The organism is Psychroflexus salarius (genome assembly GCF_900129035.1).
GTDB classification, from domain to species: domain Bacteria; phylum Bacteroidota; class Bacteroidia; order Flavobacteriales; family Flavobacteriaceae; genus Psychroflexus; species Psychroflexus salarius.
On the sequence record NZ_FQTW01000001.1, the window covers coordinates 336,457 to 358,879 of the forward strand.

Annotated in this window: 22 protein-coding genes; 11 read left to right on the forward strand and 11 right to left on the reverse strand. The window is 33.1% G+C overall.

Annotated features, from left to right (window positions below; all coding sequences use genetic code 11):
* Positions 1-4: 4 nt before the first annotated feature.
* Both BUB82_RS01565 and BUB82_RS01570 read right to left on the reverse strand, forming a co-directional pair.
* Positions 5-457: a hypothetical protein gene (locus BUB82_RS01565; RefSeq protein ID WP_073191068.1), complete on the reverse strand. Its 453-nt coding sequence runs from the start codon at positions 455-457 to the stop codon at positions 5-7.
* Positions 454-951, reverse strand: a complete 498-nt coding sequence (locus BUB82_RS01570; protein ID WP_073191853.1) for an RNA polymerase sigma factor — start codon at positions 949-951, stop codon at positions 454-456. Before BUB82_RS01570 ends, BUB82_RS01565 begins: the two co-directional genes overlap by 4 nt.
* 91 nt (positions 952-1,042) lie before the next feature.
* Between BUB82_RS01570 and BUB82_RS01575 the strand changes: the two genes are divergently transcribed.
* Entirely contained in the window at positions 1,043-2,431 is a 1,389-nt protein-coding gene (locus BUB82_RS01575; RefSeq protein WP_073191071.1) for a S41 family peptidase, read from the forward strand.
* 1 nt (position 2,432) lies between these two features.
* On the opposite strand, the gene BUB82_RS01580 is transcribed toward BUB82_RS01575, so the two are convergent.
* Positions 2,433-3,608 (reverse strand): GlmU family protein, encoded by a 1,176-nt coding sequence (locus tag BUB82_RS01580; RefSeq protein WP_073191074.1) that lies wholly within the window; start codon positions 3,606-3,608, stop codon positions 2,433-2,435.
* Positions 3,609-3,668: 60 nt separating this feature from the next.
* Between BUB82_RS01580 and panB the strand changes: the two genes are divergently transcribed.
* On the forward strand, positions 3,669-4,487 hold the full coding sequence (panB, locus tag BUB82_RS01585) for a 3-methyl-2-oxobutanoate hydroxymethyltransferase (protein WP_073191077.1): 819 nt from the start codon (positions 3,669-3,671) through the stop codon (positions 4,485-4,487).
* A 96-nt stretch (positions 4,488-4,583) separates the two neighbouring features.
* Positions 4,584-5,915: a hydroxymethylglutaryl-CoA synthase family protein gene (locus BUB82_RS01590; RefSeq protein ID WP_073191080.1), complete on the forward strand. Its 1,332-nt coding sequence runs from the start codon at positions 4,584-4,586 to the stop codon at positions 5,913-5,915.
* Here BUB82_RS01590 and galE read toward each other — a convergent pair.
* On the reverse strand, positions 5,912-6,934 hold the full coding sequence (galE, locus tag BUB82_RS01595) for a UDP-glucose 4-epimerase GalE (RefSeq protein ID WP_073191083.1): 1,023 nt from the start codon (positions 6,932-6,934) through the stop codon (positions 5,912-5,914). The genes BUB82_RS01590 and galE overlap by 4 nt on opposite strands.
* Positions 6,935-7,026: 92 nt before the next feature.
* On the opposite strand from galE, the gene BUB82_RS01600 reads away from it, so the two are divergent.
* Positions 7,027-7,305, forward strand: a complete 279-nt coding sequence (locus BUB82_RS01600) for a DUF3817 domain-containing protein (protein ID WP_073191086.1) — start codon at positions 7,027-7,029, stop codon at positions 7,303-7,305.
* On the opposite strand, the gene BUB82_RS01605 is transcribed toward BUB82_RS01600, so the two are convergent.
* Both BUB82_RS01605 and BUB82_RS01610 read right to left on the reverse strand, forming a co-directional pair.
* Positions 7,302-7,694, reverse strand: a complete 393-nt coding sequence (locus BUB82_RS01605) for an acyl-CoA thioesterase (protein ID WP_073191089.1) — start codon at positions 7,692-7,694, stop codon at positions 7,302-7,304. The genes BUB82_RS01600 and BUB82_RS01605 overlap by 4 nt on opposite strands.
* Positions 7,695-7,781: 87 nt before the next feature.
* A complete protein-coding gene (locus BUB82_RS01610; RefSeq protein WP_073191092.1) occupies positions 7,782-8,984 on the reverse strand; it encodes an NAD(P)-dependent oxidoreductase in 1,203 nt (400 codons plus the stop codon).
* 117 nt (positions 8,985-9,101) lie between these two features.
* Here BUB82_RS01610 and BUB82_RS01615 point away from each other — a divergent pair, with 117 nt between their 5' ends.
* The 6 genes from BUB82_RS01615 to BUB82_RS01640 all read left to right on the forward strand — a co-directional run bounded on the left by BUB82_RS01615 (position 9,102) and on the right by BUB82_RS01640 (position 14,255).
* Positions 9,102-10,205 (forward strand): alkene reductase, encoded by a 1,104-nt coding sequence (locus BUB82_RS01615; RefSeq protein WP_073191095.1) that lies wholly within the window; start codon positions 9,102-9,104, stop codon positions 10,203-10,205.
* Between the two features lie 72 nt (positions 10,206-10,277).
* Positions 10,278-10,922 (forward strand): flavin reductase family protein, encoded by a 645-nt coding sequence (locus BUB82_RS01620; protein WP_073191098.1) that lies wholly within the window; start codon positions 10,278-10,280, stop codon positions 10,920-10,922.
* Positions 10,912-11,055, forward strand: coding sequence for a DUF2256 domain-containing protein (locus BUB82_RS01625; protein WP_073191101.1), 144 nt, complete (start codon positions 10,912-10,914; stop codon positions 11,053-11,055). The genes BUB82_RS01620 and BUB82_RS01625 overlap by 11 nt, the downstream gene beginning before the upstream one ends.
* Positions 11,028-12,338: a DASH family cryptochrome gene (locus BUB82_RS01630; protein ID WP_073191104.1), complete on the forward strand. Its 1,311-nt coding sequence runs from the start codon at positions 11,028-11,030 to the stop codon at positions 12,336-12,338. Before BUB82_RS01625 ends, BUB82_RS01630 begins: the two co-directional genes overlap by 28 nt.
* Positions 12,339-13,871, forward strand: a complete 1,533-nt coding sequence (locus BUB82_RS01635; protein WP_073191107.1) for a cryptochrome/photolyase family protein — start codon at positions 12,339-12,341, stop codon at positions 13,869-13,871. It abuts the gene before it with no gap.
* Positions 13,872-13,922: 51 nt separating this feature from the next.
* Positions 13,923-14,255 carry a hypothetical protein gene (locus BUB82_RS01640; RefSeq protein WP_073191109.1) on the forward strand — a complete coding sequence of 111 codons (333 nt, stop codon included), beginning with the start codon at positions 13,923-13,925 and terminating at the stop codon, positions 14,253-14,255.
* 69 nt (positions 14,256-14,324) lie between these two features.
* Here the strand turns inward: BUB82_RS01640 and BUB82_RS01645 are convergent, their stop codons facing one another.
* Genes BUB82_RS01645 through BUB82_RS01655 form a run of 3 tightly spaced genes read right to left on the reverse strand, consistent with a single transcriptional unit; the run spans position 14,325 to position 17,896 of the window.
* Positions 14,325-14,942: an L-threonylcarbamoyladenylate synthase gene (locus BUB82_RS01645; RefSeq protein WP_073191112.1), complete on the reverse strand. Its 618-nt coding sequence runs from the start codon at positions 14,940-14,942 to the stop codon at positions 14,325-14,327.
* Positions 14,943-14,944: 2 nt separating this feature from the next.
* Positions 14,945-15,577, reverse strand: coding sequence for a potassium channel family protein (locus BUB82_RS01650; RefSeq protein ID WP_073191114.1), 633 nt, complete (start codon positions 15,575-15,577; stop codon positions 14,945-14,947).
* Positions 15,578-17,896 (reverse strand): ATP-dependent helicase, encoded by a 2,319-nt coding sequence (locus BUB82_RS01655; RefSeq protein WP_073191117.1) that lies wholly within the window; start codon positions 17,894-17,896, stop codon positions 15,578-15,580. It abuts the gene before it with no gap.
* Between the two features lie 112 nt (positions 17,897-18,008).
* Here BUB82_RS01655 and BUB82_RS01660 point away from each other — a divergent pair, with 112 nt between their 5' ends.
* A complete protein-coding gene (locus BUB82_RS01660) occupies positions 18,009-18,524 on the forward strand; it encodes a DUF7935 family protein (RefSeq protein WP_073191119.1) in 516 nt (171 codons plus the stop codon).
* A 1-nt stretch (position 18,525) separates the two neighbouring features.
* Here BUB82_RS01660 and BUB82_RS01665 read toward each other — a convergent pair whose 3' ends face one another.
* Together BUB82_RS01665 and BUB82_RS01670 are read right to left on the reverse strand one after the other, a co-directional pair.
* Positions 18,526-20,595 (reverse strand): M1 family metallopeptidase, encoded by a 2,070-nt coding sequence (locus tag BUB82_RS01665; protein ID WP_073191122.1) that lies wholly within the window; start codon positions 20,593-20,595, stop codon positions 18,526-18,528.
* Between the two features lie 74 nt (positions 20,596-20,669).
* Complete coding sequence (locus BUB82_RS01670; protein WP_073191125.1) at positions 20,670-22,244, reverse strand: SulP family inorganic anion transporter; 1,575 nt, start codon at positions 22,242-22,244, stop codon at positions 20,670-20,672.
* Between the last annotated feature and the right edge of the window lie 179 nt (positions 22,245-22,423).

Below are 22,423 nucleotides of genomic sequence, written 5' to 3' on the forward strand. Positions count from 1 at the left end.
TTTATTATTTTAAATATTTATTTGTTGAAGATTTTAGTTGATTAATGTATTTTAATTTTTCTGTGTTTTGATTAATTTCTGAAGATACAGCGTTTAATATAGCTACAGTTTGTGCTAAGGCTTCTCTTGCTTCACGCTCTTCTTGGGTTGATAATTGATTTGAATTAAATATAAAAACAGAAGTAGTTAAAGCTATAATTAAAGCCGCAGCAATTTTATACCATACATATTTAGAATTTGATTTATCGGTCACTTCAACCTGACTTGATTCTTGGTTTAAATCTTGATGCCCAAGTTGTCCGAATCCTAAAAATATATGTTGATATACTTCTAAATCTTCAGGAATAGCTTCTCTATTTTTAAAGAAACTATATAATTCTTGCTCTTCTTCTAAGCTAGTTTCAGCATTTTCATATTTAGCAATTAGTAACCTTATTCTAGTGATCTCTAATTTCATGATTGTTGTCTTTTCATTTGTTTTACTAAAGCCTTTCTTGCTCTTGACAAAGTTACTCTTACATTGGTTTCGCTCATTTCCATAATACCTGCAATATCTTCAAAACTATAAGCTTCTATGTCGCGTAGTTGAATTAACATACGGTAGTTAATTGGCAAAGCAGCAATACAATTATTTAACTTTTGGACTTGATCTTGTGTTTCAATAACTTGGTCTATGTTTTTGGCATTGTCCTCAATATTTTCATGTGTTAAACTTACATTTTGATTACGCTTTAACTTCAATTGGTCGTAACAATGATTTTTAGTCACTGTCATCGCAAATGCTTCTAAATTTGATTTATCAGCAAGTTGCGATCGTTTTTCCCAAAGCTTGACCATCACATCTTGAACAGCATCTTTAGCAGCATCTTGCGAAACTAGAAGCCTCCTTGCTAATCTAAATAGCTTAGCCTGCATAGGTTCTATTTGATGCATAAATAAATCTGCGTTCATTTGGTTTTGGTTAGTCTTCATTATCTCGACGAATGAATCTTAGGTTTGTTACAATTATTTTATAAATTTATAAACTTTTAATTAATGACTTATGTTGAAAAAAATAATGCTCATGCTTTTGGCTTGCTTGACTATTTCAAGTTGTCAAGATGATATAGATGATGTTATTACACCTGCATCGACGCTAGAAATAAATGATTTTGTATGGAAAGCTATGAATGTTTTTTATCTATACAAGCCTGATTCTCCAAACCTAGCAGACAATGCATTTGCTACTAATGAAGCTTACGCCAATTATTTAAACAGCTTTGAATCGCCAGAAGCTTTATTTAACGATTTACTAGCGCCACAAGATCGGTTTTCAATAATTGTTGATAATTATATTGCTCTAGAAAACAGTCTTGATGGTATTAATTTTACAACCGGCATGCAATTTGGTTTAGTTAATATTTCTGATTCAAATTCAGTTTTTGGGTTTGTAAGGTATGTTGTACCAAACTCACCAGCAGAAGACGCTGGAATTGAGAGAGGTATGATATTTAACAGCGTTAACGGAGAAACTTTAACACCTAATACAAATTTTAATTCACTTTTTGGTGGAGATGCCTACACTATTGGTTTAGCTGAATTTAATGGTGCTGAATTAACACCATTATCAACTGAAATCAGTTTATTTAAAACTCAACTAACCGAAAACCCTATCTACTCAGTTGAAGTGATTGAAGAAGACAATACCAAAGTTGGTTATCTGATGTATAACGGGTTTAGAAGTAATTTTGATAGTCAGCTTAATACGGTTTTCGCCAATTTTAAGTCTGAAAATATTGATGAGCTTGTTCTTGATTTACGTTACAATTCAGGTGGTAATATAGAAACAGCTAAAGATTTAGCTTCAATGATTACAGGCCAGTTTCAAGGCGAAATTTTTGCTTTTGAATATTATAATGACAATTTTGATGATGAAGAATTACGATTTGATAATCAAATTAGAACTGGAGCAAATATTAGTAGCCTCAATCTAAACCGTGTATATATCTTAACCGGTTTTTCAACAGCTTCAGCAAGTGAATTAGTTATAAATACCTTAAAACCTTATATTGATGTTATTCAAATAGGGCAAACAACTGTCGGTAAATTTGAAGGCTCTGTCACCTTGTACGATTCTGAGAACTTTAGACGTGATGGCGCAAGTATTAATCACTTGTACGCTTTGCAGCCACTGATTTTAAAAACAGCTAATGCTAATGGTGTAACCGATTATTTTGAAGGATTAACGCCTGATGTTCAGTTAAATGAAGATTACACCAATCCTGGTATTATTGGGAACCAAAATGAACCTTTACTTAATCGTGCTTTAGAAGAAATGGGACTTAATTTAACCGAAGGTAAACCAAGCTTACCATTATCTCAGCTTTCAAGTGAGTTATTGTTCGAAAATCAAGCACTTCAGCCAACATATCAACGCATGTACGTTAAATAAATTAATCGCGCCTAAACTGAGCACTTATTTCAAAAATATGCGCTAATATATTTCGGTCAGTATCGGTTAATTTAATATTTCGGCGTTTCATTACAACTTCAGCTACTTCAAAAACCTTATTTAATTTATAGGTTTTAAAACCTTGACTTCCACCCCAAGAAAAACTCGGAATAAAATTTCGTGGAAAACCAGAACCAAAAATATTGGCAGATACACCAATCACTGTTCCTGTGTTAAACATTGTATTAATACCACATTTTGAGTGATCACCCATGATTAAACCACAAAACTGTAAATTGGTATTTTTAAACCGGTTGGCTTCATAACTCCATAATTTTACAGGTGCATAATTATTTTTAAGGTTTGAAGTATTGGTATCAGCTCCTAGATTACACCACTCACCAATAACCGAATTTCCTAAAAACCCGTCATGGCCTTTATTTGTATAACCCTGAATAAGTGAATTGCTCACTTCGCCTCCAACTTTCGAGTGCGGCCCAATAGTTGTGCCTGTGTATATTTTAGCGCCCATTTTTAGGGTTGAATGCTCACATAAAGCAAATGGTCCACGAACTGACGTATTTTCCATTAAGACAGCGTTTTTACCAATATAAATTGGCCCTTCTGAAGCGTTTAAAGTTGCATTATGAATTTCAGCGCCTTCTTCAATAAAAATCTGTTCTGAATTAACTGCATAAACATGTGTTGGTATGGCTTGTGAAGCTTTATGCTGAGTTAATAATGTGAAATCTGCTGAAATGGCTTCATGGTTTTTAGAAAATAAATCCCATATATCTTCAATATAAATGCCGTTAAAATCAACTGAAATCGATGTGTATTTATTGATATCAAAACCTTCAACTGGATTAGCATAATAAGCTAAGACATTGTTTTCGTGCTCCAAGGCTTCATTAGTACCTAATTGCTGAAGCTGTTCAACAAAATTTTCAGTTGGTAAAAATCGACTGTTAATAAAAAGACATTCGCCAGATTCAATAGACTTAAACTTGTTTTGAAGGTAATCTTCAGTTTGATAAAATATAGAGGCCGACGGAAAATAATGCTGAAACTTTTCAGTAATTTTTAAAATTCCAATACGTAAATCAGCAATTGGTCTTGTATAGGTTAATGGTAAAAAATTGTTTCGATATTGGTCGTCAAATAAAACGATATTCATAAGGTAAAGTTTATATTCCTAATAATTTGGCTAAATTTACACACAATTAAATTTAATACAATGTCTACAGCAAAAAAACAATATAAAAGAGTCACCGTAAAATCATTAACCGATATGAAATCGAATAATGATAAAATTTCAATGATCACGGCTTATGATTATACAATGGCTCAAATTGTGGATCATGCTGAAATTGATGTGATCTTAGTTGGCGACTCCGCTTCTAATGTTATGGCTGGCCATGAAACTACTTTGCCTATTACACTTGATCAAATGATTTATCATGCTTCAAGTGTTATTAGAGCTGTAAAACGAGCTTTAGTGGTAGTCGATTTACCTTTTGGAAGTTACCAGAGTGACCCAAAAGAAGCCTTAAGAAGTGCTATTAGAATTATGAAAGAAAGTGGTGCTCATGCAGTAAAATTAGAAGGTGGAAAAGAAATTAAAGATTCTATTAAACGCATATTGAAAGCAGGAATTCCTGTTATGGGTCATTTAGGTTTAACGCCGCAATCAATTTATAAGTTTGGAACTTATACGGTTAGGGCTAAAGAAGAATATGAAGCCGAGAAACTTAAAGAAGATGCTAAAATGCTTGAACGCATTGGCTGTTTTGCTGTGGTTTTGGAAAAGGTTCCTGCTAAATTAGCAAAAGAAGTTGCGCAAAGTATTAGCATTCCTGTGATTGGTATTGGCGCTGGTGGTGGCGTTGATGGGCAGGTTTTAGTAATTCACGACATGTTAGGCATGAACAAAGAATTTAGCCCACGTTTTTTACGTCGTTATGCAGATTTACATTCTGAAATGACTCATGCACTTCAACAGTATAAAAAAGATGTAAAATCGCAAGATTTTCCTAACGAAAACGAGCAGTATTAAATCCGCAATCCTTGTAGTTAATAAATTATAAATTGTTTATATTTTTAACATAATACCTTACAGGATGTTTTGCTAATTTGCACAAAAATTAGAGTGATGAATGTAGGTATAAGCCATATAGCGTTTAGTATTCCTAAACTGTATTTAGATGTAGAAAATTTCTCAAAATATCGCCAAATTGACGCCGAAAAGCTTAAAAAAGGTTTAGGTATTTATAAAATGGCCTTTTTAGACCATCATCAAGATACGGCAACTTTAGCCGCTAATGCTTTGCTAGACTTAGTTCAAACCAACCAATTAGATCCTCGAACTTTAGATCGTATTTACTTAAGTACAGAAAGCGGCTTAGACAGTTCAAAACCGACTGCTACCTATGCCGTACAAATGGTCGAAAAACAACTAGAATCGCAGTTTGGTGAACGTTGTTTTAAACATACAGATGTCGTTGATATGACATTTGCCTGTATTGGAGGTGTTGATGTCTCGCAAAACACTTTAGACTATGTGCGTGTAAATCAAAAATCTAAAGCGGTTGTTATCGCAAGTGATTATGCAAAGTACGCACTTAATTCACCAGGAGAATATACCCAAGGTGCTGGTGCAGTGGCCATGTTAGTTGAAACTGAACCCAAATTAATATCTTTTAATTCTGAGATTGGTATAGGCTTTAAAAGCGAACATGATTTTTTTAAGCCACGGCGTTTCTACTCGAAAGCTAAAATTAATGGCAAAGCTTATGATGAAGATATTTTGCAAGTATTTAGAGACGATCCCGTTTTTGATGGGCAATTTTCTAACAACTGTTACCAAGATAGAATTCGAGAAGCTTACTTCAACTTAAAAGATAAGTTAAAATTAAAATCAACAGAGCCTTTATTTAATCGGTGGAGAAGTATTATTTTTCATCTTCCTTATGCATTCCATGGAAAACGAATTTTTACAGAAATTTATGGAATTGAAACTAAACCTCAAAAACAATTTAGTTTTGAGGACTTAAAAGCTTTAGGAAAATCAAATGAATATCGTGAATTCGTGAATGATAAAATAACAGCTGGCCAGAAAGCCTCTTCAGAAATTGGGAATTTATATTCAGCCTCTATTTTCATGGCTTTAATTTCAGATATTTTTTACAAACAAGAAAAACTAAATGTTGGAGACCAACTTGGTTTTATCGCTTATGGAAGTGGTTCTAAATCTAAGGTTTTTCAAGGCAAATTAACAGCTTCATTTTTAACTGAAATAAATAAAACTAATTTAAAACAAAAACTAGATTATCGAAAAGCTATTTCTTTTGCAACGTATAAAGACTTGCACCAAAAAACAAAATCTACTTCAGTTTTACAACCTAAAAATGAGTTTGCCTTAGAGAAAATAGAAACCACTCATACTGACCAATTAGGGGCGCGATTTTACACTTATCAAACTTAATGCGTTTGTCTTAACTTTAATTGCCACTTCCACGCACTTGCTAAGGCGTCATCAAGAGTTAATTTAGTTGCCCAACCTAATTCATTTTTCGCTTTTTGGGTGTCGGCATAAGCTGCTACAACATCGCCTTCTCGCCTACTTACTATTTTGTGTGGAAGCTCTTGGTTTGTAACACGCTCAAATGTTTGGACTACTTCTTTCACAGAACTGCCTTTACCAGTTCCTAAGTTAAAGACTTCAAAATTGGTTTTACAGCTATCTTGTAGTTGGCGTTCTAAGGCAACTACGTGGGCTTTTGCTAAATCGACTACGTGAATATAATCACGAATGCAAGTGCCATCAACTGTTGGATAATCGTCTCCAAAAATTGATAATTCATTACGGATGCCAGCCGCCGTTTGTGTAATATAAGGGACTAAATTTTGTGGTGTTCCAATAGGAAGTTCGCCAATCTCAGCCGATTCGTGAGCACCAATAGGATTAAAATAACGCAAAGCAATTGCCTTAAAATGACTGTAAGTTTTTGCTGTATCTCTGATTATTTCCTCACCAATTTGTTTTGTATTTCCATAAGGAGATTCTGCTTGTTTAACAGGCGCGTCTTCAGTAATAGGTAATTTATCTGCTTCGCCATAAACAGTGCATGACGAGCTAAAGATGAAGTTAGCTTGTTGAAATTGAGTTTGAGCTTTCAGTAAATAGACTAAGGTATTAATGTTATTCTCATAATAAAGTAAAGGATTTTCAACACTTTCACCGACCGCTTTTGATGCAGCAAAATGAATGATTCCGCTTAAATCTTGATGATTTTTAAAAAACTGATTGACTTTTTCTCGTTCACATAAATCAAAATTATGAAATTCTGGTGTTTTCCCTGTTATTTTTTCAATCCCGCTTAAAACATCTATTGACGAATTTGAAAGGTTATCAATAATAACGACTTCATAATTTTTTTGTTGTAATTCGACTACAGTATGTGACCCAATGAAGCCTAAGCCGCCAGTTACTAAAATTTTCATAGGTTAGTTAGATTTTAAGATTCTTATGGTTAAAAATACCTAATTTTGTAACCGTAAAATTAAATTTTATTTTTCAATCAAACGAACACATCATGATAAAAGCCTTTAAAATATTAAGTTACCTAGAAGCTATATCTTTTTTAGTATTACTTGGCATTGCAATGCCTTTAAAATACATGTATGATATGCCAGAATATGTAAGAGTTGTTGGTATGGCGCATGGCATTTTATTTGTACTGTACATTATTGGTGCCTATTATATGTATGAAAAACTGAACTGGAAGTTCTCAACTTTTATGATTGTTGTTTTATGTTCAATTTTACCATTTGGACCATTCTACGCTGATAAAAAATACTTACCTAGTTCTTAATCCTCAGCTAGACGATTTTTCACATATTCAACTTCAGTTTTACCGTGAGGTTTCGCTTGGCCGTTTTCATCTAAACTTACCATAACTATTCGGTCTACGCTGATAATAGTCTTTCGTGTCATTTTGTTCCTGACTTCACATTTTAAAGTTAGTGAGGCTTTGCCAAACTTAACCACTTCAATACCAATTTCTATGATATCACCTTGAACAGCAGAGCTTTGAAAATCAATTTCACTAATAAATTTAGTTACCGTTTTTTGATTTTCAAGCTGAATAATTGAATACAATGCAGCCTCTTCATCTATCCATTCTAGCAATCGACCACCAAATAAAGTTCCATTAGGATTTAAATCTTCAGGTTTTACCCATTTTCTTGTATGAAATCTCATAATTTTATTTTAGTACAAATCTAAATTATAAGATTTTACTATACTAAGATTTTTAATAATAGATTTTTATAATCATATTAAGTCTTCCTATTGATTTACAAAATCCTGAAGATAGGCATATTTGGCTGTTAACTGACCATTCTCTGTCATCTTAGCTCGCTCTAGAATTCCATCTTTATCCTTATTAAAAAAAGCAGGAATCACATGTTCTGCAAACATTTCTCCAAAGCCTTCACTAGCATCTTTAGGAAGTTCGCAAGGTAAATTGTCAACAGCCATAACAGTAATTGCTTCCGGATGATTAAATTCAACTTCTTGTTCTGAAATAGGATGATAGCCATAAAACGGTTCAGCGATAGTTGATGGTTTTATTGTTGAAGCTACAGGACCATCGATATCACAACTTACATCGGCTACTAAGTTGATGTTAAATTGAGGTGATTTAGCATCTTCTCTAGTATACAGATATGGTGCGCCTTCTCCGTAAAAGTGACCTGCAATAAAGTAATCGGTTACTTCTGCAAAACGCATAAAATCACTTTCATAATCTTCTGGATGCTTAAAAAAGTGAGACTTAGAAACTTCACCTTTACAGGTAGACTTAGGTTTATTGTAATCTAAAACATCAATTTTACAATAAACCGGCTCTTCAAACTTTTCACTTAAAAATGCCTCTACGCCGACTGATTTAATTTTTAAATGATCTAAAATTTCTTTTGCTCCGAGAGCCACTTTTCCGCTTCCGGTCAAACAAATTTTTATTTGAGGCAATTTGATTTTGTCTAGTTCTTCTTTTACGGCATTTAAGTCGTCTAAATATTCAACTTTAGGCAAGTTAAATAAATTATCTCTTAAACCTAAAGCTCTAAAACCATTATAAGCGCCAACCAAACCTGCATATCTACCAAAACCGATTAGTCTTGAACCATTAGTTTTGGTGATGACTTCATGATCGTAAAGGGTGATTTTTTTATCAAGAATGGCCTTCAATAAATCGCGATTATAAGGCTGCATTTTGATGGTATGTGAAAAGAAAAAATAGGATTTATGTGGAATTAAAGCTTCAATAGGAACTTCTTTTACACCTAACAAAACATCACAAGCATCTAGATTTTCACTTACCTCAATATCACGTTTCTGATAGCTTTCGTCAGGAAATATACGAATATCTGAAGGCTCGACTACAAATTTAAGTTGGTGTTCTTGCTGAAGCTGATCAACTTGTTCTGGTGTAAAAACCACACGTCTATCCGGCGGTGTTTTACGTTCTTTAATTAATCCTATTTTCATTAATTTCAATTTTGCCCAAACTTAACAAAAATCTTCAAGTTAAATTAAGGATTTTTACAAAGAGCTTAACACCTCAAAAACATTTACACGTTTAACTTTACGCAAAAAATATCGAACATGAATCAATCTCAAGAATTATTAAAACCAATAAAACTAGGGGACTTAGAACTTAATAACCGTGTAATTATGGCACCGATGACTAGAAGTCGTGCTGATAATGATGCCAATGCACCAACTGATATACATGTAAAATATTACACGCAACGGGCAAGTGCAGGATTAATAATCAGTGAAGGTGCTCAAGTTTCTGAAAGAGCTGTTGGTTATATAAATACGGCAGGAATTCATAGTAAGGAACAAATTGAAGGCTGGCGAAAAGTGACCGACGCTGTACATGAAGAAGGCGGAAAAATTTTCATTCAACTTTGGCATGTTGGCCGCATGTCTCACCCAGATTTTCATGATGGCAAAAAACCTTTGGCCCCAAGTGCAGTAAATCCTCATTCTCAATCTTATACTCCAGAAGGTTTTAAAGATACAGTTGAACCAAAAGCCATGACAACTGAAGAAGTAAAGCAAACCGTTCAAGACTTTAAATTTGCAGCTAGAAATGCTGTTGAAGCTGGTTTTGATGGTGTTGAAATTCATGCTTCAAATGGTTATTTGTTTCATCAATTCTTTAATAAATCATCTAATAAACGCACAGACGAATACGGCGGAAACAAAGAAAACAGAACTCGTTTTTTATTTGAAGTCTTAGATGCTATAAAAGTATTTGTTCCGGAAAACAGAATTGGTATTCGATTAAATCCATCGCTAAACGGAATCTTCGGCATGGAAGCTGATGAAGAAACAATACCAACTTTTGAATATATTGTAAAAAAATTAAATGATTACAACTTATCATATTTACATTTATCTGAACCATTCAATGATGTAAGCGATATCGACTATTTAGTGACTAACATTGCTGAACATTTTAGACCTCTGTATAATGGAAATTTAATGATTAACGCTGGTTTTACTCAAGAATCTGGAAATAAAATTATTAAAAACGGCCATGCTGATATGGTGGCGTTTGGAAAATTATTTATTTCAAATCCTGATTTGCCTATTCGCTTTGAAAAAAATGCTGAATTACAAGATTGGGATTCAGATACCTTTTATGTACCAGGCGAGAAAGGCTACACCGATTATCCACTATTAAGCGAGACATCATAATTTTGTTTATTTTTTAACACAAAAACATTAAACAATATTTAAATTGAGCCGGTAAAATTATCGGCTTTTTTTATGGCACATCTTAAAAAAACAGATTTAAACGCACTTGAATCTCGCTACAGAGCTAATTTAATTAACTCTTGTAGTGGAATTAAATCTGTAAATTTAATAGGCTCAACAAATAACTCAGGAATTACAAATCTAGCCATCTTTAATTCGGTTATGCACATTGGTAGTAATCCGCCTATGTTAGGCTTTATATTGCGTCCGACAACTGTTAGACGAGATACTTACAATAATATTTTAGAAAACAAGCAATTTACTATTAACCAAATACCATATCACCTGATTGAACAAGCGCACCAAACTTCAGCAAAATATGAAGTCAATGCATCTGAATTTGATGAACTTAACATCGAACAAGAATTTATCGAAGAATTTGAAGCGCCTTTTGTTAAAGATTCAGCAATAAAAATGGCTTGCCGATATGTAAATTCATACTTAATTGAAGAAAATGGATGTCGCCTTATTATTGGAGAAATAGAACATATTATTTATGATGAAAAAGGACAAGCAGAAGATGGTTGGCTTGACGTTTCAAAGTTGAAGTCTACAGCATGCATAGGCCTTGATGCTTATGTTGAAACACAACTAATTAAACGCTTAAGTTATGCAAAACCAAATGAAAATTTAAAACAAATTTCTCATGGCTCATAAAAAAACACATTTGCCAGAAAAAATTTGTTTAACCTGTGGTAGGCCATTTACTTGGCGAAAGAAATGGGAAAAAAATTGGGAAAACGTAAAATATTGTAGCAAACGATGCAGAACAGAAAAAAAGTCAACTTAGTTTGGTTCAGAAACGATTTAAGAGTTCGTGATAATCAAGTATTAACTAATGCAATGAAGTCTAATATGCCTGTGATAGCTCTTTATGCTTTCGATCCAAGGCATTTTGAAGAAACCGAATACGGATTTAAAAAAACTGAAAAATTTAGAGCTAAATTTTTAATTGAATCCGTAAAATGTCTTCAACAAAAACTAAAAGATTTAAATATAGGTTTATACACTTCAACTGATACGCCAGAACAAGCGCTTCATCAACTTCAGCAAGATTTTGAAATTGAAGAAATCTTCTTTCAAACAGAATGGACTTCAGAAGAAAATAAAGTCCAGAAAAATATAGAGAATGCTAATCCTAGCATTAAATTAAATTCTACTTATAACCAATTTTTGTTTCACCCTGAAGATATTCCGTTTAATGATTTTAAACAAATTCCTGAAGTTTTCACTCAGTTTAGAAAAGCTTGCGAAAAACAAAGCCAAGTTAGAGCAGAGCTACCTGTGCCTCATGCACAAGATAGTTCATACTTTATTGATTTTAAAGCTAAAATGCCATCACTTAATGATTTAGGTTTAGACAATTTTAAAGTAGATTCTAGATCTGCCTTTCCTTTTGAAGGTGGTGAAAAATCGGCTTGGGGAAGGCTAAGCAATTACTTTTGGGAAACAAAAAAATTACAATACTACAAGAAAACAAGAAACGGCTTATTAGGCACTGATTACAGTTCTAAGTTTTCAGCCTGGTTATCAAATGGCTCTATTTCAGCGGTTTCAATTTATCATCAAGTTAAAAAATTTGAAAAAGAAATCAAAAAAAATCAGGACACCTACTGGTTGATTTTTGAACTTATTTGGCGTGATTATTTCAAATATATTTCACTTAAACATGGAAATTCAATTTTTAAATTAGGTGGAATATTAAATAAAGATTATAAGTGGAATAATCATGAAAAAGCCTTTCAACAATGGATTAACGGTCAAACACCTGAAAATTTTGTCAATGCAAACATGCTTGAATTAAAACAAACAGGTTTTATGAGTAATCGCGGGCGACAAAACGTCAATAGCTATTGGGCAAAAGAGTGGCAACAAGATTGGCGAAAAGGAGCAGCCTATTTTGAAGCGATGCTAATTGATTATGATGTGCACAGCAATTGGGGCAATTGGATGTATAATAGCGGTGTTGGAAATGACCCACGCGACAGAAAATTTAACATTAAACGTCAAGCTGAACGCTACGATTCTAACGGAACTTATCAACGCACGTGGTTACAAGAAAACTTATTTTAAATGAAAACATTACGACTCATTTTAGGCGATCAGCTCAATTACAATCATTCATGGTTTAAAGACACATCAGAGAATTTTATTTATTTCATGGCTGAAACTAAAGAAGAAACGAGCTATGTTAAACATCACATTCAAAAAATAGTTGGCTTCTTTTTAGCGATGCGAAATTTCGCAGATCATCTTAAGAAAAATAATCATGAAGTTATTTACTATCAGATTGACGATAAGGATAATAAGCAATCATTAGAGCAAAATCTTACTTCAATAATTAAAAAACATCAAATTAGTAAATTTGAATATCTTTTACCTGACGAATACCGCTTAGACCAGAAACTAGAAGCATTTTGCAATCAATTAGACATAGATTCATCCTCTAAAGATACTGAACATTTTTATACCGAAAGAAATGATATAAGTAAGTTCTTTGAAGGAAAGAAAGAAATGGTCATGGAGTATTTTTACAGAGATATGCGTAAAAAACATGACTTGTTAATGAATGGTAAACAGCCTGTTGGAGGTCAGTGGAATTACGACAAAAGCAATCGTAAAAAATGGTCTGGACAAGTTGAAGTTCCTAGTTATAAAAATTTTAAAAAGGATGTCAGCGAAGTTATTAACCAAATCAATAAATCTTATATTAAGCACTTTGGGCGAATAAATGCAAAAAGTTTCTCGTGGCCAACTTCTAGAAAAGAAGCATTGGATGTGTTAGATTTCTTTTGCAAGCATCTACTACCCCATTTTGGTGATTATGAAGATGCCATGCATACCGATGAAAATATGTTATTTCATTCAAGGCTTTCATTTTCTTTAAACTCAAAAATGTTATCACCTAATGAAGTTAATAATGCTGTAATTAAACATTACCATCAACATCAAGACCAAATAGACATCTCTCAAGTTGAAGGTTTTGTAAGGCAAGTCTTAGGTTGGCGAGAATACATGCGAGGTATTTACTGGAAAGAAATGCCAGATTATGCCTCAAAAAATGCATTAAACAATAAAAATAAACTACCAGATTTTTATTGGACAGGTAAAACTAAAATGAACTGCTTGAACCAATCTATCAATGCTAGTTTAAACCACGCTTATGCACATCACATCCAAAGATTGATGGTTTTAGGCAATTTTGCACTTTTAACCATGACCAATCCAGACGAAGTTGATGCTTGGTATTTAGGTGTATATATTGATGCTATAGAATGGGTAGAAATTACTAACACACGTGGTATGAGCCAGTTTGCAGATGGAGGAATAGTAGCCACAAAACCTTATGTCTCTAGTGGTAGCTACATCAATAAAATGAGTAATTATTGTAAATCTTGTCATTACAAAGTAAAAGCTAAAGAAGGTGAAGAAGCTTGCCCATTCAATAACCTTTATTGGAATTTTTTACATGAAAAGCAAGATGAGTTTAAAAATAACCCAAGAATGAATATGATGATGAGCCTGCTCAAGAAAATGAATAAATCAACACTTGAAAATCACATTAATAGGTCTCAGAAAATTATAAATAATCCTGATAATTTTTGATTGTTTTAACAATTAAAAATATATTTGCAACTTAACAATTAAATATTAAACATGAAAAAGACATTTTTAACATTAGGAGTTGCAACTGCTTTAGTTCTTGGAACTGTAAGCTGTACAGAGAAAAAAGCCGAAAAATCTGAAGACAAAGTTGAAGAAACTATGGACAAGGCTGAAGATAAGATGGAAGAAGGCGCTGAAGAAGTAGAAGAAACTATGGAAGAAGGCGCTGAAAAAGTAGAGGAAACTATGGAAGAAGGTACTGAAAAAGTAGAAGAAACTATGGAAGAAGGTGCTGAAAAAGCTAAAGAAGCTATGGAAGAAGGTGCTGAGAAAATGGAAGAAGGCGCTGAAAATGCAAAAGAGAAAATGGAAGGTGAAATGTAATTTACTTTCATTATAAAACAAAAAAAGCCTCATTTATTGAGGCTTTTTTTATGACTAAATTTAAGTTGATTAAATCTCTATAGCACCTTTTCCCTCTCTAATCAAAACTGGTTCATTTTGAGTCAAGTCTATGACGGTAGAAGCCGTATTATCGCCATAACCACCATCTATTACTAAATCAACATGTTTCTGCCATTTCTCAAAAATCAATCCTGGGTCAGTAGTATATTCAATAAGGTCATCTTCATCTCGTATTGATGTAGAAATAATAGGGTTTCCTAATTTTTCAACAATTGCTCTAGCTATTGAATTATCTGGAACACGAATCCCGACCGTTTTTTTCTTTTTAAAAACTTTAGGTAAGTTATTATTTCCAGGCAGAATAAAAGTATAAGCTCCAGGCAAATTTCGTTTCAAAATCTTAAATGTATTGGCGGGAATTTGCGCCACATATTCTGACAGATTACTCAAATCATGGCAAATAAATGAAAAGTTAGCTTTTTCAAGTTTTACACCTCGAAGTCTTGCAACTTTTTCTAGCGCTTTATTGTTATTTATATCGCATCCTAAGCCATAAACAGTATCTGTGGGATAAATAACCAAACCGCCATTTTTAAGAACTTTTGTTATTTTATCTAATACCTTTTCAGAAGGATTTTCTTCATATAATTTTACATATTCTGCCATAATTATCGATTTTTACCTTTTTCTTTTATAGTATCAACTCTTCCTGTAATATAAGAAATTACAGCACCAAAAGAAGCAATTCCTGTTAAAATTAAAATCCCAGAAAGCAACTTTCCTATTGAAGTAACAGGATAAAAATCTCCATACCCGACAGTTGTAATGGTTACATAGTTCCACCATAACGCATCTTCAGCAGTTTTAATATTACCGCTATCTTTTTCAAAATACAATACTAAAGTTGACGTAATAATCATAATTGTTACAGCCATAAAAATAATAAGGCCATACAAGCTTGCCACACGATTAGAGCTAATAAACTTCACTAACATTCTAAATGACTGGATAATTCTTAAAACTCTAAAAATTCGAAAAATTCTTACATATCTAAATTCAGCTATAACAGGAATTGAAGATAACAAATCTAACCAACCATAGGTGAAAAAGTATTTTAGCTTTTGGTCGCTATTAATAAATTGTTTCAAAAAATCATAAAAGAAAACGACACATAAACCAAAATCATAATAATGCAAAAGTTTATTGACTTCTGATTCTTCAGGCAAAAAAAATGTCATTGTCAATAAAGCAATACTAAATAAAGATAAAGCAGCAACGATGAGTTTGTTTACGCTTAACATTTATAACTTTTTAAGTTTAGCAAATTTTAAAATAAGATTTTTAACACCACTAGAATTAAAATTAATTGAAGCTTTAGCATCAATGCCTGCACCATTAACTTCAATCACTGTTCCCTGACCAAAACGCTCGTGTTCAACTAAATCACCGGCTTTTAAATTAACTGGTTTCGCTGGTTTTGAGATTGTTTTGCCTTCTGGTTTCAACTTTCTAAGCTTACGAAGCTGCTGTTCGGTTGGTTTATGACTTGGTGGCGGTGTTGCCTTTTTTGGTTTTTCTTGGCGAAGTTTTGACTTATCAACATCATCATCAAAAATATCACGATCAATAAACGATTTAAATTTATAATCGTCTTTAGGTACCATAAAATCTAAAAAACTCTCATCAATTTCTTCAATAAACCGACTAGGCTCTGCATCTATTAATTTTCCCCATCGATAACGTGAAATTACATAAGTTAAATAGGCTTCTTTTTCAGCACGAGTTAGGGCAACATAAAATAAGCGGCGTTCTTCTTCAAGTTCACTCCTCGTATTCATACTCATGGCCGAAGGAAATAAATCTTCTTCTAAACCAACAATGTAAACATATGGAAATTCTAAACCTTTGGCTAAATGTATCGTCATTAACGCAACTCGATCTTCATCACCAATATCTTTATCCATATCAGTTGCTAAGGCAACATCTTCTAAAAACTCTGTAAGCGAACCTGTGGCATCAACTAATTCTTTTTGTCCTTCAACAAAGTCTTGAACACCATTGAGTAATTCTTCTATATTTTCTAATTTAGCGATACCTTCAGGTGTACCATCTTTTTTAAATTCCTGCAGTAAACCTGATTTTTTAGCGACCAATTCAGTCATATAAAACGCATCTTCCCGCTTAGCTGAAATTTGAAAGCTTTTGATCATGTTTATAAAATTACCAAGCTTCGTTTTGGTGCCTCTATTAATTTTTAAATCGAGTTTATCAATATGCTCGATAATTTCAAAAATACTGCGTTTATAATGGTTAGCAGCAAGGCTTAATTTATCCATTGTTGTTTGACCAATACCACGTGTTGGAAAGTTAATGACTCGCTTTAAGGCTTCTTCATCTTTAGGATTCACAATGAGTCTTAAGTAAGCTAAAACATCTTTAATTTCTTTTCGTTGATAAAAAGACAAGCCGCCATAAATTCGATAAGGAATATCTTTTCTCCGCAAGGCATCTTCAATAGCTCGACTTTGCGCGTTTGTACGATATAGCACTGCAAAATCGCCATTTTTAGACTGATTTTGCATACGCTTTTCAAAAATAGAACTGGCTACAAATCGGCCTTCTTCAGCGTCGTTCATTAAGCGATTAACATGAATTTTCGATCCAGGTTCATTTTCTGTCCAAACAACTTTTTCAAGCTTAGTTTTATTTTTATCAATTACAGAATTCGCCGCTTGAACTATATTATTGGTCGATCGGTAATTTTGCTCTAAACGAAATGACTTAACCTCATCATAATCACGTTGAAAATTTAGAATATTATTAATATTTGCGCCTCTAAAAGCATAAATACTTTGGGCATCATCACCAACAACACAAATATTTTGGAAGCGATCACTTAAAGCTCTCACAATTAAATATTGGGAATGGTTGGTATCTTGATACTCATCTACTAAGATATATTTAAAACGCTGTTGGTACTTTGCTAAAACGTCAGGAAATCGTGTTAACAACTCGTTGGTTCTTAATAATAAATCATCAAAATCCATTGCTCCAGCTTTAAAACAACGCTCGACGTATTCTTGATAAATATCACCCATTCTTGGGCGTTTTGCCATTGCATCGGCTTCTTGAAGATCGTAATCATTACGATAAGCTTTAACTGTAATTAAGCTATTTTTAAAGGATGAAATACGGGATAGAATTTGTTTGTATTTATAGACATCTTTATCCAGATTCATTTCTCTAATAATACTCCGCATTAACCGCTGAGAATCGTTAGAATCATATATCGTAAAATTTGAAGGGTAACCTAGCTTATCACCTTCAATACGAAGAATCTTAGCAAAAACAGAGTGAAAAGTTCCCATCCAGAGGTTTTTAGCTTCATTGCTTCCAACAATTTGGGCAATACGATTTTTCATTTCTCGTGCCGCTTTATTAGTAAAGGTTAAAGCTAGAATATTAAACGGGTCTACGCCTTGATGCATCAAATGTGCAATGCGAAAAGTTAAAACACGTGTTTTACCCGAACCAGCACCAGCAATTACAATCATTGGGCCGTCTTTTTGTAAAACAGCTTCCCGCTGGGCTTCATTTAATTGATCAATATAGTCTTGCAAAAGAAATTTGTTTTTCAGTAGTTAGATTTCAAAAATAACAGAAACAAATTTAATTATCGGCGCACTTTAGCATCTTATTTTCTTTAATATCTTTGAAGAAATTTAAAACGCTATGCCAAGTATTGAAACACTTATAATGATTTTGCTCCCAGCTCTAGTGGTTGGTGGTGTTGCTTACTATTTTTTTAAGACACATACTGATTTTCTAAAAGAAACTCAGTATAATGATAATCTTCAAGCCTTAAAAAAAGAGGCCTTACCTGTAAGAATTCAAGCTTATGAACGTTTAACTTTATTCTTAGAGCGCATTAATCCTGGTAATCTCCTACAACGTGTTAAACCCACAGGCAATAATAAATTTGATTATGAAAATTTGCTAGTAGCTACTATTGAACAGGAGTTCGAACATAATTTAGTGCAACAAATTTATGTTTCAGACAAGTGCTGGCAAGCGATTAGAGCTTCTAAAAATGCAACTATATCTTTAATTAGACAGTCAACAATGAGCGAAAAAATTACCGACAGTCAAAAATTACGCGAATATATTTTAACAGAACTACTTGAAAAAGAATCGCCTAGCATGACTGGTTTAGCTTTCTTAAAAAATGAAGCCAAACAGTTGTGGTAAGCTACTTTTTCAATAAATCTTTGAGCTTTGAGCGGTTGTGAATTTTATCATTATTAAGTAGTTCTATAACGATATTATTGATAGCATCATCTTTTAATATTTCAGTAAATAGTTGTTTTACAAAACTTCTATAGCGCCAAACAGGATGACTTAAATCTTCGCTTAAGTTAATTAAACTTTCCTCGTCAAAATAATTGAGCTGAAACAAATACACAAAAGCTTGACGCTTGATTTGATAAGGCATTTTTGATCCTGTAAAAGATACTAAATCTTTCACTGGTTGGTAGGCTTCATCTGGATTGGTCAGTGCTGAAAGCATTAAGTGTAATAACTTTATATTTAAATGGATATTACCGTCTTGACCTTTAGTTTGTTTAAGGTAAATGTTTCTTTTTTTAGGAAAATTAAGCCATAATTTCAACAGAGCATGTTCTCTTGTAAGATAAGATTCATCACTTAGTAATTCTTCAAAAGATAACTGAAGTTGATGCGGAATTTTATTGAGGTTTTTAATGAGAACTTGACGTGTTTTAAGGTGATTGGTTTGTAGTGCTAGTTGAAGTAACTCGGGTTCAATCAAATTTTTATCGCTGATTAATTGCAGTGCCACCTCAGGTCCAAAAAAATCAATGTGTTTACTTAATAATGCTTCTTTTAACTGCTTTTCTTTTTCAGAAACAGGTCGCTCACGCAAAGCCTTCAGCTCAAATAGTTGCTCAATAAAAGGTGATTCCTTCAAAATAAGTTGTGCTTCTTTAGCTGGAAACGACTTTTGCAATAACCAATCTTGTTTAAATTGTGCTAGGTTAACTTTCGTCAACGATTGAACTTCAGCTAAAAAATCATCAGTTTCAACAGGTTTATAAGCATTATTGACTAAATACTGGCTAATCGCTTCAAAAAAGACTTTATCACCTACTCGATTTCGCAAAGCGTGAAGTGCCCAAGCCCCTTTTTCATAAAATGTAAGCGAATTAGCATTTGGATTTAACAAACGCTGGCCTTTTCCTTGGTCTGAGCGCAGTTTTAAACTTTCCGCAGTCGTGAATAACTGATGCTCGAAAAATTCAGTACCAAACAAGTGTTCTTGAGCTAAATACGAAAAATAAGTGGCAAATCCCTCATGTAGCCAATGATGCTTTGCTGAAGTTTCGGTTACTAAATTCCCAAACCATTGGTGCGCTAATTCATGTGCTTCTACATTAACAAAATCTGAATCATTTTTTGCAATTGAGTCAGTGATAAATTCGTCTGAAAAAATGGTACAAGTTGTGTTTTCCATACCTGCATATAAAAAATCCCGAACACCGATTTGTTTATAATTTTGCCAAGGATAGCTCACACCAATTTTCTGCTCTAAGAAATTAAATACTTCTTGCGTATAGGTATAGGTTGACTTAAATTTTGTTGAGTCTTGAATAGGTAAATAATTGTGTATAGGAATTCCGCTTTTTGAGTTTTGGGTTTCTTCAATATAATTACCAGCTGCAAAAGCAACCAAATAACTACTCATTGGTTGTTGCATGTCAAATTCCCAAGTTGATAAATTTAAGTGTTCAGTTTTACGCTTTAGGCTTCCATTAGAAACTAATTTATATCGACTTGGCAAGGTATAAGTTAAATCAAATTCAATTTTATCACGCATATCATCCAAACTTGGTAACCAATGTGAAGTGTACTTACCTTGACCTTGCGTCCACATTTGAAGTGGAAATTCAGAATCTCCTAATTTGCCTGTAAAATAAAGTGTTTGTTTTGGTTTAGCTTGATAGCTTAAATTTATTTTATAACTTTTGTTAGGTTTAAAATGATGATAGAAAATTATTTTTTCAGAATTATAGTTGAACTTGAATTGATTTAAATTGATGGACTTAAAATTTTGAGCATCAAAAAACACTGAGTCAACTGCTGACTTGATATGAAAATAAATTGAAACTTCACCTGAAATACTTCGTAAAGTATCATTTATAGTGACTTCAGCTTTAATCCTTTCAACATCTAAATTTGGCTGATGTTGTGCTGTTAAAATTGATGTAATAAATAGGCTTAGTAAAACTAAAATAGCTTTCATTATTCAGTTTTTACAAATATCTTATAAAAATAGAATTATACGATGCTAAATAACAAAAGCTCAGAAAAGATACATTAAATCTGGTCAGAAACAACTTTATAAGTTGGGTCTTCAATAACATTCACGTCAATGATTTCTTCTGCATTCTTCAATAAGTTTTTACAATCTGGTGAAAGGTGTTTTAAATGAACTTTTTTACCAACTTTCATGTAACGTTCAGTGATTTTGTTTAAAGTTTCAATAGCTGACATGTCTACTACTCTACTTTCTTTGAAATCAATAATAACTTCATCAGGATCGTTAAGGACATCAAATTTATCGTTAAAAACAGTTGTTGAACCAAAGAATAATGGACCGTAAATTTCATAATGCTTCACGCCGTTTTCATCCATGTGCTTTCTAGCGCGTATTCGTTTAGCATTATCCCAAGCAAAGACTAAAGCTGCTATAATTACACCAACCAGTACAGCAAGCGCCAAATTATGTAATACAACAGTAACAGCTGTAACCAGAACCATTACCAGAATGTCTGATTTTGGCATACGCTTAAAAGTTTTTAAGCTTGCCCACTCAAAAGTGCCAATTGCAACCATAATCATAAGTCCAGTTAATGCAGCCATTGGAAGTTGCTCAATTACACTTGCGCCGAACATAACAAATGCTAATAAGGCTAAGGCTGCAACGATACCAGACAACCTAGCCCTTGACCCTGAAGAAATGTTAATAAGACTTTGGCCTAACATTGCGCAGCCACCCATTCCTAAAAAGAAACCAGATAATACATTTGCAGTTCCTTGAGCAACAGCTTCTTTATTACCATGACCGCGTGTTTCGGTAATTTCATCTATAATATTAAGCGTTAATAAACTTTCTATAAGTCCTACTCCTGCTATGATAGCTGAATAAGGTAAAATGGTTAAAAACGTATCTAAAGTAAACGGAATATTAGGTATTGAAGGTATAGGAAAACTTCCTGATACCGATGCTATATCTCCTACGGTTGAAGTATCAATATCAAAAAAGTATACTATCCCAAAAATAACCAATATAGCAGCTAAGCCTGCAGGAAATGCCTTCGTCAATTTAGGAAGTCCCCAAATTATAATGATTGTTAAAATTACCAATCCTAAAAACATATAAAGTTGTTCGCCTTGCATCCATGGTGCGCCATCAACTGTACTATCAACTGTAAACTGAGGCAGTTGAGACATAAAAATGATAATGGCTAGACCATTAACGAATCCAAAAATAACAGGATGAGGCACTAAACGCATGAGTTTACCTAGTTTTAGAGCGCCTGCGATTATTTGAATGATCCCTGCTAGTATAACTGTAACAAAAACATATTGTGTAATTTCATCAATTGTGATATTTGGATTAGCAGTCTTAAGAGTTACAATAAGTCCTGAAAAAACAACAGCAACGGCTCCAGTAGCTCCTGAAATCATGCCAGGTCTTCCGCCTAAAATAGAAGTCACTAAACCCATGATAAAAGCTGCATATAAACCTGTAAGCGGTGATAAACCTGCTAATAGCGCAAAAGCAATTGCTTCAGGCACAAGAGCTAAAGCAACTGTTAAGCCAGACATGATTTCGATTTTGTAATCAACTTTTTGTTTGAAATCAAACAAATTGAATACTTTTTTCATTTCAGAAATATTAAAAAGTTAGTAGATAAAGTAAGAACATATAAATCATACTAAAATCTAAAAATAGACCAAGCAAAATCATCTTTTGTTAAAACACAAGACGAATATAGCCTAATTTTAAAAGGCGCAAAACTATAATAAAAACCAACAACTAAAAACTAGACTTCTGTTTTTTTATA